We start from the raw sequence: 14,517 nt of genomic DNA, 5'->3' as shown, positions 1-14,517 counted from the left end.
GTCAAAAAATCAATAGAGCCAGGTCGTCTTTTTATCAATGCCGGTACGCCTTTTGGCGCTGTGGTGCTTTTGCCGGTCGTAATAACCCATATAAAAAAATCCAAGGCACTGTTCATTGGCTTCCAGCCAGTGTTCCCGGGCGTAGGCGATACAGGCGTCACAGCTGTCCCAGTAGGCGCCTATGTCATAGGCTTCGCAGGTCAGCGCCATGTTCTGTACGGCACAACACACGGCGGCCATCTCCTCCCATTCTTTTATGTCGATTTTTTCATGCCGGCGAAAAACGATGACGATGATGCAGGGCGCTTTCAACGGATACAGCCGCGCCCGCTCATGCCTGCCTGGCGGCCATTCCTCTGCGGATAGCCGTTGCCGGTAGTAGTCTGCCAGGTACTCCCCGAAAGGCGCACGCTGACTGCCCTGCAACACGATAAAGCGCCAGGGCTGCGTCATTTTATAGGTCGGCGCCCATGTAGCGTTGGTCAGTATCTCCCGGATAACATCTTCCGGTACCGGCACATCCAGGTAGTCGTCGGCGAAGACGCTTCTTCTCCGGCGGATGATGTCCGTCAGCACCTGCTGCCGGACATCCTGCTTTTCTTCCCACATGATCATTGGTCAATGGTATTGGCCAATGTTGCGGGAACGGCGGCCGCGCGTTTGAACGGCGCTATCGGGTTCTGTAACATCCCTGCCAGCTGAAGGCTTCCGGCCGGATCGGCGAGGTCCACCATTTGGCGGTTGTTCCGCAGTTGTAAACGGTTCAGACAGGAGAGAATGAATTCCGGCGCGAACATGTCGTACTGCTCAAACTTAGCGGCATGTTGCGGCTGGTCGTCCTGGTACGCATATACGCAGGCAGCCACCTGCTGCCAGAAATCCTCTTCGCGGTAGTGGCATTTTGTCACCAGGATATTGGACAGAAAACGGAAGAAGCAGTCAAACACATCAGTGAGGATGCTCAGTATGCGCAGCTCTTCCGGAACGGTAACGCATATACGCCTTCCTTTCTCCGCGATGTCGGTGTTCATGCGGAACACGCCGATTTCTTCGGTGATATCTTTCATGATGGCTTTTACCGGCACCTGGTTTTCCAGTACCAGGATGAGGTTTTCGCCATGAGGCATAAACACGAGGTCATGTTCATAGAAACAATGCAGCAGCGGTGTCAGGTACGCCCGCAGGTAACGTTCCAGCCAGTCATGGGTAGACAGGCCGGAGGCCGCGATCAGCGCCGGCAGCAGCGCGTTGCCCTGAAAATCGGTATGCAGCAGGGCGGCCATGGTCATCAGCTGCTGACCGGGCTGCAGCACTTTAGCCGGGCTTTCGCGCCAAAGGGCCGCCAGCATTTTGTTGTAAGGCACGTGTTTGCCGAAAGGCTCATAGTAGAAATTGCGGTAGCCTACCGTCGCCACTTCGCACAACAACGTAAAGCCGTTCTGTTTCAGGTAAGGGTCCTCTCCCACATATTTCCGTATCCACTCGGTGATAGGCGGCGTACTGTCCATGTAATACGGCGTCAGCCCGCGTACAAAACCCATGTTCAGGATAGAGAGGGCTGTTTTCGTATAGTGCTTCCCGGGGTGGGTGATATTGTAGAACGTACGGATAGACTGCTGCGCGTTAAACTGGTCGGGGCTGTAGCCCAGGCATACCAGGTGCTGATGGGCCAGGTCCGGCGCACAGATAATGGCGAGTTTATTGAACCACTGCCAGGGATGCACTGGTATAAAGAAATAGTCATCCGGTGAAAGCCCGCTGTCCGCTAGTTTTTTGTTAAAGAGGGACATAGTCTCCTCTCCCAGCTCGGCAGCGATGAGTTGCTGATACGGCAGTTCATCTACCGCGCTGTAGGCGGTGCGGCTTTTGTGGCCGGCCAGCCATATCAGTTGAATGGGCTGGTCGGCTTCCGGCGCATATAGCCGGTAGTCGTTGGCATCAAAGCCAATACGGCCGTTGTTGGCCACAAAGCAGGGATGCCCGGAAGTCATGGCATGCTCCAGTGTCTGATAGTCTGACCGGACCAGCTTGTCCATAGGCAATTGTGGCCGGCTCATCATATAGGCGCTGCCGTTAAGGGTGCTGGTGATCTCTTCCAGGTAAGCCGGAATATTCTCCCGGTCGATATTGAGTTGGCTTTGGAATTCCTGTATGAACAAAATACTGTCCAGCGGCAGTTCCCGGCCGCCGCCTACTTTCCGGATACTGTCCGTATCAATGGACCAGTGGTTCAGACCCAGCAGCCGTGCGCGGAAAAAGTAAGTTGTCTGTTCAGCGTCCGGAGCGTGTAGCCGGTACTGTGACCATTCTTCATCGTCACTGATCCATTCGGGCTGCAACAGCAGCTCATGGGCAAACTCGCTGATGATCTTTGCCACATGGAGCCTGTTGGCCTTTGACCAGAGCGCAGGCTGAAGATGGTTAACGACTGATTCAGGGGAATTCATGATAGCGTTGTTTGTATACATATGTTGTTACTTTTCTTTTGTCTGAAAATATTGCTGCCTGGTACAAAAGGCCAGGGCAGCGGTTTTATGGGGTAGTTGCACCTCCTTTGCATAGGTGAAGCCGGCCTTTTTGTTGAGGCGATGGATTTTTTCATTGCGGGCATCCGGTTCCACCACTACCCGATGGTGCGATGGGTTTTCAAACAGGTAGTCCATCACGATGGAGAATACCTGCCAGGTGAAGCCGTGGACGGGTTCTTCCGGAGGACCGATCAGTATATGCATCCCTACGTCCCCTGGTTCAGGCGTATAGAAGCTGCCAATAAGGTCATGTGCCGGGTCATAACATTCGCAGAGGAAGGCAGTGCGGCCGTTTATCTTGCCGATCAGCGCCTCCGCGTGCGGGTTGTGATGAATAGCGGTATATTCCGCCAGCACCTCTTCGTATGTTTTGTATGTCATGCCCCAGTAGTGGGCGTAGGGTTGTGTCACCCAGCGATAGATCTCCGGCGTGTCCTGCTTCAGGTCCATTGGCCACAGTTCCACGATTCCCAGCGGGTGGCCGGCGCTGCTATAAGTTGGTATGATGTTGATTGTTTTCATGATCATGACTGATTAACGGGATGAACATGCGGACGCGCCAACTGGTAGTAAAGGGCGGCCACCAGCAGATATCCGGCGAAAGCCACTATAAACGGTACATTCAGCGGATAGTGCTCCACCAGTATGCCGGCGGAAAATGATGCCGTCAGCACGCCCAGGTTTTGAAAGAAGTGGATCTTGCTGTATTCCACCGCATAGGACGCAGGGTCGCTGACATGGAACAACAACGCATCAAACCGTACGGCCGACTGGAAAAATGCCCATCCATAGAGGCAGCGCCCGGCGATGACAGCGCCTGTTGATGGCCACGACTGTAGCAGCAGTCCGGCCAGCGCCAGCATTAAAGCCGGCAATATGGCATGCCAGGGCGAGTCCGGCACTTTGCGCCGCCGGTTCATCCACAGCGCAAAAACCGCTACTGCCGCAGGAATGGCGTACACCGCCCCGGAGATGAGCCGCAACTGTATGCCCGATACGGTTTCCCAATACCGGACAAAAAACGGCCGGATGATAAAATCGCCATAGTAAAAAAACAGTGTGATCACGCTCAGCCGCAACACAGTACCGGAAGGCAACAGCTCCGACCAGCTGCGTGTAGGCCGCTCCGTTACCGCCGGACCGGGAATGTCTTTCCGGGTATGTAACAGCCAGCCACTCAGCCCCGCCTGGAAAAAGTCGCCGGCAGCCATGCCCAGATAGATGTACTGCGGCTGCATCCAGTCGATGACCATGCCGCCAAACACCGCCCCCAGCACGCTGCCCAGGTGAATGATCACCGACAGGATGCTGATAACGCCTACGTGTTTATCCGTGGCCGTTATACGGAGAATGAACGGATATACCAGCAGGTAGCTGCCCTTAAAAATGATGATGGCCAGGGATACTACCCAGAACAGACCATAATGGGTAATAAAAGCGCAGGAAGCCGCCAGTATGCCGGCCACTGCCTGCGTGTACACCAGTATGCGCAGCTCAGGTATACACCGGGACACCATGGCCCATATGGGAAACGCCACCATCACGGTAGCACACACGGCGCTGAAATACGTGCCGGTGGTCCGTGGGTCTTCCATGCCAAACCTGGCAGCAAAGAACAACGGGTAAAACGGGTGCATCATATAATCGCTGACCACAGCCACCAGCGTCATCAGTATCAGATAAAATCGCAATGGCATGTTATATCAGGTGAGGGTGTACAGGAACGGTTTCCTCACCGGCATCCACGGCAAACTGCTGGAAGGCTATCCGCTGTTCTATCGGATACACTTCACGCCCCAGCATCTCCCGGATGATCCAGGCATTGCGGTAGCAGCCCATGCCCAGGTCGGGTGTCACGAAACCGTGAGTGTGCAGCTCCGCATTCTGCACGAATATGGTGCCGGCCGCATCAACGGTGTAGTTGCGGTTCACCGCAAAACGGCCTTTTTCGTCCAGCTGTACCTTGTGCAGGATTGGTCCCATAAAATCAGGGATGCGGTGCGTGTAGCCTGTGGCCAGTACCAGCCCGGAAGTCTGATGGACATAGTATTTTTCCTGTTCTTCCTGGAAAAACGTGAGCCTGAACCCGTCGGTATCGTCATGGGTGATGTTCCGCAGGTCGGCGTTCGTGCGCAGGGAGATATCAATATCAGCAATCAGCTTTTTGGCGTAGATGGTATCAAAGATGGAAGCAATCAGGTCGTTGTTGATGCCTTTGTACAGATGCTTCTGGCGGTGAAGCAGCTCATCCCTTTTGGCCTGCGGCAGGTTGTAGAAATAATCGACATACTCCGGGGAGGTCATCTCCAGGGTAAGCTTGCTGTACTCGAGCGGGTAAAACCTGGGAGAACGGGTGATCCAGTGCAGGGAGTAACCATAAGTGTCGATGTCCTGTAACAGATCGTAATAAATCTCTGCGGCGCTCTGTCCGCTGCCCACGATGGTAATGGAGCGCTTTGATTGCAGCACGTGTTTGTGTTGCAGGTAATGGGCGGAATGTACCGCTTTGTTCATCAGCTCCCGGCAGCTGGCGGGAACATAAGGCACCGTACCGGTGCCCAATACCAGTTTACGTGCGCGCACCAGCAGCCTGTCATTGGCAGGCGTAACGGCGTGCAGCAGATAGAGCTGCGCCGCTTCATCGTATTCGATGTTTTTCACCGCTGTATTAAAGTGTACCTCCGGCAGTTGACGGATAGCCCACTGGCAATACTGGTTGTATTCATTGCGGAGCATTTTAAACTGTTCCCGGATATAAAAAGCGTATATGCGTCCCCGTTCTTTGAGGTAATTCAGAAAACTGAAGGGATTGGTAGGATCGGCCAGGGTAACATGATCTGCCAGGAAAGGCACCTGTAAGGTGGTGTCCTGCATCAGCATCCCGGGATGCCAGTTGAACTCAGGTCTTTTGTCGAGGAAAATGCCATCCAGGTCCGGAATGGAATGGGTGAGGCAAGCCAGTCCGAGGTTAAAAGGGCCAACGCCAACAGCCGCAAAGTCATAGATCTTTTTGTCCATAGAAATTTTCATTTAATTGATAGCAGAGGGTTAAAAGTACAAGTGTTGCCTTCCGGCAACAATCGCCCGGGGATGGTAAAAAGATGGTAGCCGGATGGTAGGCCTTTACCCTGATCGTGGTATACAGCGCGGCAGTATTGCATTAGGACAAAAAAACGGGGCAGCCGTATGATACGGCTGCCCCGGGGTTTACAGGCCAATAGCCTCATCAGGTTTCAGGTTTAACGATGCCGGTTTCGAGGGCATAGTTACACAGCTCCACGGCAGAGTGCAGCTGCAGCTTCCGCATGATATTCCTGCGGTGCGAATGGATGGTGTGCTGGCTCAGGTGCATGGCCCCGGCGATTTCCTTGTTGGACTTCCCGGTCACTATCTGACGGATGACTTCTGTTTCCCTGGCGGACAAGCCTTCCGGTGGGCAACAGGCAACGGAAGGCGATTTCTTTCTGTCGGCCAGTAATAAATCAAGGGCAAAAGTGCAGAAAAACTTTTCCCCCCGCAGGGCGCAACAGACAGCCTGATGGATATCTTTCTTTTTGCAGTCCTTGGTGAGCACACAGTATATGTTACTGTCCAGCAGCCGGAAGATATCCACTTTCTTTTTCTGGCTGGAAATGAGTATCACCTTACACTCCGGAATAACAGACAGGGTATGTAGCAGTTCATCGGCATCAAAATAAGCCGGGTCATAGTCCAGTATCAGGATCTCCGGCTGAAAGGTGAGCAAAGCAGGCCGCAGCTCTTCGCTGTTGCCCGCTTCTTCAATCTGGTAGTTATTTTGATGGTCCGCCAACAAACTTTTGATCCCTTCTCTGTAAACAGGTTGCGCATCCGCCAGTATAATACGGGTCTTTACTGTACTGTTCATTATGCTGATAACACTTTACAATGACCTGTTTGGACGCAGAAGATATATGGTTAATGTTACTTCAGGGTTACCGGTTTGGGCTGCCGGGCTTTTTTAGGATGACTGTTTTTGTTCAGCTGCGGCGCCGCTTGTTTTTTGTTCCGTCTTCCCCACCAGATATAAAATCCGGTGACCGGCAGGGAAGCAGCGATGAGAGAGGCCAGGAATGCCAATATCTTTCCTGGTATGCCCAGCGCGGCGCCTACATGTATGTCATAATTCATGGCATTGATCCGCTCACCGTTACCCATGTCCGCAAAGGTGCGGCTGGCGAGCAGGGTGCCTGTATGCTGGTCATACTGCATGCGCGTGGCTTTGTACAAAGGTTTGCCGTCCCTGCGGGCAAACACGGATACGGCCGCTTTTTCATTATTCGGAACACTCACGAAAAAAGTGGTCCCTTCCGGCGCCTTCACCACGGCATCTGCCAGTATTTTCTCCGGCGAATATACGTTCACGTTAGTAGTGTCTGAAAATACCGGGGCAGGTAATACCGTCTGCTTACCGCCATTGGCGATCCACTGAACGCCATTACTGACCCACCGGTAAGAAATCACCAGGCCGGTAATGGAGATGACCAGTAATATGATCATGGCATAGAAGCCAAGGATATTGTGCAGGTCATAATTTTTGCGTTTCCATTTGGTAGACTCCTTCCATTTGAAACGGAAACGCTGTTTGGCAGCGGCTTTGTTGGCCGGCCACCAGAGCACGATCCCGGAGATCAACATCACTACAAAAATAATCACCGACCAGTTCACGATAGTACCGCCTATCCTGGGACCGAGTAAAAGATTGATATGGAGGTTGACCACTGTATTGAAAAATTCCCATTTGGTATTTTCTATTTTCAATACTTTTCCCGTGTAGGGGTCTACGTATATCCGGTAGAAATATTCCATATAGGCAGCATACGTCCACCCGTCCGGGTTTACTTTCAGCGTCCGGAACGACACGCTCCTGTCTGCCCCTATGGGCACCTCTGCCAGCTGTAGTTTGTATTTGCGGCCGATGGCAGCCTGTGCTTTGTCCATGATAACGTTCATGGGCAAACGCTGTGTGCCCGCGGGCGCCTCCACAAACATCCGCTGCCGGTACACGACCGGTTTCAGCTCATCGATGAAGGCGTAGATACATCCGGTGACGCCCAGTATAAAAACAACCAGCCCGGACGCAAGTCCGAGCCAGCGATGTATTTTCAGGATAGTCTTTTTTAAGGGCATATGGATTATTTAGTTACATCCTTGCAATAGGTAACGCAATGCCATATACGCTCATAAGGTTTTCCTTCATGTTCTCCTTTTTCATCTTCGGTAAAAGTGCCTTCCAGCAGGTATCTGCCGTTCCACACCGGAACATAGGAGAAAGCATCCTGTGTGCCTTTCACTTTTTTGGTCCAGCCATCCGGTGACTGTACTACCAGTTCAGCCTTGGGCAATGTGGCTTTGGTTTTATGCAGCAGGGAAACTTTTTCAGGTACGTTTATTTTTTTAGCGTCGCCGGTCAGCAGCACAAAGTCATTCTGTTTCAGGTTATCAATGCCTTTGGCATGGTTTACCTGTACAACGCCCTGGGCATAATAACGGATCTTGCTGCCACTGTACACTTCCTGTACGGTGTGATCGATATACAGCACATAAGCGCCGTCTGTCTGCGGCGTGAAAGTAGCTTTGAAATGGTTACCGGCGGGCGTGCATTCCAGTTGCTGCTTTTTACCGGAAGGCTCAATGAGCCATAGTTTAAAATCCCGCATGTTGCTGAACCAGTTCTGCGTAGAGTCACGTTCGTTCTCAGCATATTCACCAAGGAACACTTTTACTTCCTGTGCCTGCCCTTTCTTACCGTTTACAATGGTTTCTATCCAGAGAGCATGTCCAAATGCTGTCGCCATGCAGCAGCATAATAAAGCGGAGAATAATAACTTTTTCATGTTTATATCCAGGTTTAAGTTTTTTTAAAAACGATAGCCAACGCTCATCCGCACGTTACGTCCGGGTTCTGTTTGCCAGTAATAGATCTTATTGCCGTACCCGTCCGCAGAAGGCGCTCCGGTGAACAGGTATTTGTTCAGCACATTATTGACCAGCACGTTCACGCTGAACTTGTTGACCGTATAACCGAGACCGGCGTCCATGCGGAAATAGTCGGGCAGGAAGTTTTCCGTTTTGTCATATACCTGACCGGCCACGCGGCCCGTCTGGTACTGGTACCCCACATTGACGCGGAGCCCTTTCAGCGTGCCGCCACCAATCATGTAAGTCAGCCAGGTGTTTTGAATATGTTTGGCGATGCCTGGCACATAGTTGCCTTGTAATTCAGGTTTGGCGTCTTTAGACACAATACCATCCGTGTAAGCATAGTTCACCACCACGTTCAGGCCTTTGACTACTTCCCCCTGGAGATCTACTTCCAGTCCTTTGATGCGCTGCTGGCCATTCTGCCGGCTGTAGATAAAATTTTTGGTGACGGGGTCCGGATGGTCCAGATCGGTGGTCAGCACATTGTTTTTAGTGATTTGATAAACCGCCAGCGTGGAGGTAAAGCGGCCTTTGAACCAGTCGCGTTTGATACCAAACTCAATATTGTCGCCGGTCATGGGGTCGAAGGCCTTTCTTTCCCAGTCCAGCCCCGGGTTCTGGATAAAGCTCATGTCATATACGCCGTATACGGAACTGTTCCTGTCTAAGGAGTAGCTGATACCGAAGCGGGGCGTGAATTTGCTGTCTTTATTGGTGCCGTCGTACGGGCTTACCACATTGTTGGTGGTGTAGCGGCCGGCCAGCGTTACACGCAGGCGGTCATCAAAGAGGCCGATCTGGTCCTGCAGGTAAAAGGCGCTGTAGCCGTAGTTATATTGTACCCCACGGGTACGGATATCCGCAGAGCGGTCCCACTTGGGCTGTGCCACGCCGCCGTGTTTGGGTTTATAGATATTGAAGGCAGAATCACCGAAAGCAGCGCCCTGCGCCCAGTCGGCGTAATAGTTGCTGTATTTCATGTCCACGCCGCCGAGGATGTTGTGCGTCAGCGCGCCGGTACGAAGCGTGCCGTTCACAAATATCTGCGCGGTTTTATTAAGCCCCAGCGCGTCCCAGATGTTCATACTGCGTTGCAGCAGGCTGTCGTTCCCTTTCGTGGAGAAGCCGGAAGGCCACATGCTCTGACCGGTTTGTTTGTAGTGGAAATACCCAAACTGCGCCGTCAGTTTCCAGTCGGGGTTGAACTTATGCTCATAGAAAGCCATTATGCTGTTATCGCTGATCCTGGTGGGGTCCATATTGCCTTCTATGGTTGTGAAGTTCATCGGCAGGTCGCCGTAGCCACGTTTGGAGAAGGAGTAGTTGCCGCCGATCACGGGCAGCTGCATGTACTGGAGGTTATATTCCAGCGTAATACTGTTTTTCTCGTCTATCAGGTATTTTACTACCGGTGCAATGCTGTAGCGGTTGGTATAATCAAAGTCGCGCCAGCCGTTTTTCAGTTCACCGGCGAAATTGAGGCGGTACAGCAGTTTGCCGTCTTTAGACAGCTTGCCGTCGAGGTCCAGCGTGGTGCGGTAGTTGTCATAACTGCCAAGGGACAGTGTTATTTCCCCCTGGTTGATGCCGGTAGGTTTTTTCGTTACTACGTTGTACATGCCGCCGGGCTCTCCGTTGGACATCATAAAGCCGGCAGGGCCTTTCACGAATTCGATCCTGTCCACCATGCTCATATCTTCCGTGAGCGGGCTCCAGGAGCTGATATATACGTTCATGCCGTTACGGAGGGAACTGGCGCGGGAACCGCGGACCTGGATATTGGAATACATGTCCCAGTGGCCCAGCCGGGAGGCGCCGCTCACATTGCGGGTAACGCCTTCGTGCATATTAAATACCTGCTGGTCTGCCAGCACTTCTTTAGAGACTTCTGCAATGCTCTGTGGTATTTCTACAAGGGGCGCATTGAGACGGAGAGAATTGGAAGGCGTAAGAACGGTATATTTGTTATACTCCCCCACTACGGTCACCTCCTTCATCTGTTGACCGGAAGCGCCCAGTGTAATAGCGGTCCGGGTGATCTTGTCCGTTTCCACTTCCACTTCCTGCATTACATTTTCATATCCCACCAGCGACACCACCAGCGTATATTTGCCGGGTTTTACCTTTTTGATAACAAACTCGCCATTAGCATCTGTCAGGGCGCCATGATTGGAATGTTGTATTCTAACAGTAACGTAAGGTGCGGGCAACCCGTCTGAGGTAAACACCTTTCCTTTGATGGCAGACAATATATCGTCTGCCGTGGCCTGTCCGCACAAGGCGAACAGGAATACTAACAGTATAGTCAGGCGTTTCACCGGGATTCGCAGATAGTATGGCTCCATGATATCTTTTACATTTGCGTGCAAAAGTAGGGGCTGCTAATCCCGGTATAGTTACGCCATCGGGAAATTGATTTTCGCAATCAGGAAAAATCGCTTATTAGTGTCTATGTGCTAGATGTACTCAGTGATCACCTTAAAAGTGGTCTGACCGTTTTTATCAAAAATCTCTTTACCACAGTCCTCGCAGTTTCCTCCCTCATCTATTAATTCGCCTCGTTTCACCTGCCATACGTTCATGCTGCCGCAGGAGCAATAGACGGTATACAGCACTTCACCGGAAAGCTCCCCAAAAGCCCGCCATTTTCCCAGTGGGGTAGTTTGTTTTTTGAGGTCTTTTTTGTTTTTATCTGGTATCAGGCCGATATAATAGCTATCATTGCCACGGTCCAGCAGGACAATGACGAAGTCTTCTTCTTCCAGCAAAGCCTGGAACGATGTCAACAGGAAAGGAATACTGTCACCGGCTTTGAAGCCGGCCGCTTCCGCCTGCATGGACGCATACACGCCGTCTGTATCCAAATGGGCGTCTGGCTTGAAGGCGTGTAGCCTTCCCTGTAAGAAATTTCCGATCTGCCCGGGTTGTTCCTCTCCTTTCCAGTCGGTGACGGTCAGGTATTGATGTTGCAACAAGAATTCGAGCAGTTGTTCATCATCCGTGGCGGTGCTGAGTTGTTTTTCTTCTTCGGGTAAAACGAGGTAACGGAGAAATTTTGCATTCATCGGGAATGGTTGTGTTTTTTTATAAAATCGGTTGCATATAAGCAAAATAAGCAAAAGCAGTGTGGCTGCCAGCGCTGCAGTACTTTAACGCAATATAGTTTTTTACGTGGGAAAATCATTGAATAGCTACCAGCAGCAACAGCATATGTATAGCTACTTACATTTTTTTTAAGTAAATTACGTCCAATAGCCAACAAACTGACTGTCAGCCAATTTCTTATTTCATAAAAAATAATTTGAGCATTATTGCTTTCAATGTATATTCGATACCAGTTAAAGAGCGCATGTTTAATCTCCCTGTCAAGCACATTCTATCATCCTTATAAAACAATCACCTCATGAACAAAAACTACGTACAGTATGGTCTGATCATCAGCGCAATCATGGTGGTACTGTCTGTCCTCTTTTACATTCTGAATCTTAGCCAGGAAAAATGGGCCCAGTGGGTGGGCACGCTGGTCATGGGCGTAGGTATTGTCCTCGCCAGCATTAACTTTTCAAAAATCAATGACGGGCATGTAACGTTTGGCAATGTTTTTATGAACGGCTTCCAGGCTTCGCTGATCATCGCTGTGATTACTGTTATTTTCTCTGTGATCATGGTTCTGATATTCCCTGATATAATAGAAAAAATAATGGAGACCTCACGGCTGGACATGGAAAAGAAAGGTATGCCGGAGGAACAGATTGAACAGGGCATCAACTTTGCCAGGAAGTTCTTCCTGATATTTATGGTAATAGGGGGAATATTTTTGAGTGTGATCTGCGGCGTAATAGCCTCCGTAATAGGCGCTGCTATAGCCCGTAAAGATGCCAAATAGCCCCGATGACCTTAATATAACTGCTTACTGTCCTGCATCCGAACCCTGGTAAATTTACGGGCCCTGATGCAGGACTTTTCATTTTCCCACAACAATACCAGCCGGCTTTTATTTCCTTCTCCTGTTTTCTATCTTTACAGGTAGCTTATACAAGATAATTTTCTTGTTGATAAACCAGCTATATAAAAAACATTTTCAAAAGGTATGGAGCGTATGTCCATGGAGGAAGAAGTGCTGTTGCGGATGATCCAGGGAGATGAATCGGCTTTTTCGAGTATCTACCGGCATTACCATCCCTCTTTATACATCTATCTGCTGCGCTTCTGTAAGGTGCCTTCCCTTGCGGAAGACCTCGTGCACGATGTATTTCTCAAAATCTGGGAGATAAGGGAGCGTATTAACCCCCAGCTGTCTTTCAGCGGGTACCTTTACCGTATCGCCCGCAACCATGTCTTTAAAACCATATCTAAACTGGCCACCGACGGACAAATGCGGGAACAGTTATACCAGCAACTGGCGGGCATCGACCCGGCGAATTCCGATGAAGTAGTACGGACCAAGGAATATGAGCGTCTTTTCGAAGAAGCATTGTCCAAGCTGACCGCCCAGCGGCTGAAAGTATTCCGCCTTTGCCGCCAGGAAGGGAAAAGCTACGACGAAGCGGCAGCCCTGCTGGGCATTTCCCGCAGCGCGGTAAAAAAACACATGGTACTGGGCATGCGTTTCATCGAAGATTATGTGTACCGTCATGGTGACATTTTTATGGCCATTTGGTTGGTCTCCGCTTTTTATTAAAAAAATTTCTTCACAGGGGTACCCTCCACTTTCATTTTCGGATAGTATATAGTACCCGTTTGTTTTCAATGGGGGGAAACGAATATGCCGCAACCAGAAAATTATCACCAGCAACTGTTACAGCGCTACCTGGATGGCCAATGCAGCCGGGAAGAGCTGGATGAGCTGTTCGGGTACCTGAACACGTCCGGATCGAAGCGGCCCCTGCTGACGGCCATGCAACAGGAATTTGAACGTGTCATGAGCGAAGAGCATACCGTGCCCGAAGCCATAGGGAACCGTATTGAGACAAGGCTGCTGCAGGAAATCAGCCGGAACAAGGTGGTGCCCGTGCGCTCCTTCCGGTATCTGAAATGGAGTGCAGCCGCAGCCGTTATGATACTGTTATCAACGGCCACTATCTTTTATACTACCCGCCCACCCGCCGCTCCTGCACTAGCGCAACAGCATGCCCCGCGGGCAGGCACCCCTGGCAGCAACAAAGCGCAGCTCACCCTGTCAGACGGCTCCGTGGTGACGTTGGACAGCACCGGCAACCAGGTGTTCCAACAAGGAGACGTTACGGTGCAGCAACATAACGGACAGCTGCTATACCCTGTTACTGCCGGCCCTTCCTCCATTGTAAGTTACAACCTGCTGGCCGTGCCGCGTGGCGGACAATTCAACGTAGTACTGCCCGACGGAAGCCGGGTATGGTTAAACGCCGCATCCAGCCTTCGTTACCCTACGGCCTTCCCTGCCAACAACCGCACCGTGGAAATAAAAGGCCAGGCCTATTTTGAAATCAAGCCTGTTCCGGGCCAACCGTTTATCGTAAAAGTGAACAATACTGAAGTACAGGTACTGGGCACCAGCTTCGACATCATGGCCTATGCCGACGAACCGGTGACCCGCACCACACTGATAACAGGAGCAGTGAAAGTTAAATCCGGCGACAATGAAAGCTACCTGCGCGCCGGACAAGCCGCCGCAGTGAACAACTCCACCGGGTCACTCTCCGTGCAGCCAGCAGACCTCCGGGAAGCGACCGCCTGGAGAACAGGCTTCTTCAACTTTGAAAATGCCAGCCTCGGCAGCATACTCAGGCAGCTGTCGAGATGGTATGATGTGGAAGCCGATGACCAGGCCATACCGGAAAACTACCGCCTCGGTGGTTATATCAACCGAAATCTGCCACTACAGCAGGTATTACCAATGCTGGAAACAGACAACGTAAAACTGAAACTGGAAGGCAGGACCATCAAAGTAATATCAACCAGGTAAAAAGTGCCAGCCCATGTAAGCATATAAAGTATCAATAAATCACAATGAAAAAACCTAACACGACTGCACCCAAACGGGTTGTGGTTTAAAACCGCTCTGTTC

Annotated in this window: 13 protein-coding genes; 3 read left to right on the top strand and 10 right to left on the bottom strand. The window is 51.2% G+C overall.

Going from position 1 to position 14,517, the window contains the following annotated elements:
* Nucleotides 1-9: 9 nt before the first annotated feature.
* The 10 genes from HGH92_RS30565 to HGH92_RS30520 form a co-directional block, all read right to left on the bottom strand.
* On the bottom strand, nucleotides 10-615 hold the full coding sequence (locus HGH92_RS30565; RefSeq protein WP_168874648.1) for a nitroreductase: 606 nt from the start codon (nucleotides 613-615) through the stop codon (nucleotides 10-12).
* Nucleotides 612-2,468: an IucA/IucC family protein gene (locus tag HGH92_RS30560; protein ID WP_247655092.1), complete on the bottom strand. Its 1,857-nt coding sequence runs from the start codon at nucleotides 2,466-2,468 to the stop codon at nucleotides 612-614. Before HGH92_RS30560 ends, HGH92_RS30565 begins: the two co-directional genes overlap by 4 nt.
* Nucleotides 2,469-2,474: 6 nt before the next feature.
* On the bottom strand, nucleotides 2,475-3,050 hold the full coding sequence (locus HGH92_RS30555; RefSeq protein ID WP_168874647.1) for a GNAT family N-acetyltransferase: 576 nt from the start codon (nucleotides 3,048-3,050) through the stop codon (nucleotides 2,475-2,477).
* Between the two features lie 2 nt (nucleotides 3,051-3,052).
* Nucleotides 3,053-4,225 (bottom strand): MFS transporter, encoded by a 1,173-nt coding sequence (locus HGH92_RS30550; protein WP_211092796.1) that lies wholly within the window; start codon nucleotides 4,223-4,225, stop codon nucleotides 3,053-3,055.
* Nucleotide 4,226: 1 nt separating this feature from the next.
* Nucleotides 4,227-5,546, bottom strand: coding sequence for a lysine N(6)-hydroxylase/L-ornithine N(5)-oxygenase family protein (locus tag HGH92_RS30545; RefSeq protein ID WP_211092795.1), 1,320 nt, complete (start codon nucleotides 5,544-5,546; stop codon nucleotides 4,227-4,229).
* Nucleotides 5,547-5,754: 208 nt separating this feature from the next.
* On the bottom strand, nucleotides 5,755-6,414 hold the full coding sequence (locus HGH92_RS30540; RefSeq protein WP_168874645.1) for a response regulator transcription factor: 660 nt from the start codon (nucleotides 6,412-6,414) through the stop codon (nucleotides 5,755-5,757).
* Between the two features lie 56 nt (nucleotides 6,415-6,470).
* Nucleotides 6,471-7,676 (bottom strand): PepSY-associated TM helix domain-containing protein, encoded by a 1,206-nt coding sequence (locus HGH92_RS30535; protein ID WP_168874644.1) that lies wholly within the window; start codon nucleotides 7,674-7,676, stop codon nucleotides 6,471-6,473.
* A 5-nt stretch (nucleotides 7,677-7,681) separates the two neighbouring features.
* Nucleotides 7,682-8,383 (bottom strand): hypothetical protein, encoded by a 702-nt coding sequence (locus HGH92_RS30530; RefSeq protein ID WP_168874643.1) that lies wholly within the window; start codon nucleotides 8,381-8,383, stop codon nucleotides 7,682-7,684.
* A gap of 24 nt (nucleotides 8,384-8,407) precedes the next feature.
* Complete coding sequence (locus tag HGH92_RS30525; RefSeq protein ID WP_168874642.1) at nucleotides 8,408-10,816, bottom strand: TonB-dependent receptor; 2,409 nt, start codon at nucleotides 10,814-10,816, stop codon at nucleotides 8,408-8,410.
* A 111-nt stretch (nucleotides 10,817-10,927) separates the two neighbouring features.
* A complete protein-coding gene (locus HGH92_RS30520; protein ID WP_168874641.1) occupies nucleotides 10,928-11,536 on the bottom strand; it encodes a hypothetical protein in 609 nt (202 codons plus the stop codon).
* A 338-nt stretch (nucleotides 11,537-11,874) separates the two neighbouring features.
* Here HGH92_RS30520 and HGH92_RS30515 point away from each other — a divergent pair, with 338 nt between their 5' ends.
* The 3 genes from HGH92_RS30515 (at nucleotide 11,875) to HGH92_RS30505 (ending at nucleotide 14,415) form a co-directional block, all read left to right on the top strand.
* A complete protein-coding gene (locus tag HGH92_RS30515) occupies nucleotides 11,875-12,357 on the top strand; it encodes a DUF4199 domain-containing protein (RefSeq protein WP_168874640.1) in 483 nt (160 codons plus the stop codon).
* A gap of 204 nt (nucleotides 12,358-12,561) precedes the next feature.
* Nucleotides 12,562-13,152 (top strand): RNA polymerase sigma factor, encoded by a 591-nt coding sequence (locus HGH92_RS30510; protein ID WP_168874639.1) that lies wholly within the window; start codon nucleotides 12,562-12,564, stop codon nucleotides 13,150-13,152.
* Between the two features lie 84 nt (nucleotides 13,153-13,236).
* Nucleotides 13,237-14,415 (top strand): FecR family protein, encoded by a 1,179-nt coding sequence (locus HGH92_RS30505; protein WP_168874638.1) that lies wholly within the window; start codon nucleotides 13,237-13,239, stop codon nucleotides 14,413-14,415.
* Nucleotides 14,416-14,517: the final 102 nt, after the last annotated feature.

The organism is Chitinophaga varians, assembly GCF_012641275.1.
In the GTDB taxonomy this organism is placed as follows: Bacteria; Bacteroidota; Bacteroidia; order Chitinophagales; family Chitinophagaceae; genus Chitinophaga; species Chitinophaga varians_A.
This window is presented reverse-complemented; position numbering and strand designations above follow the sequence as displayed.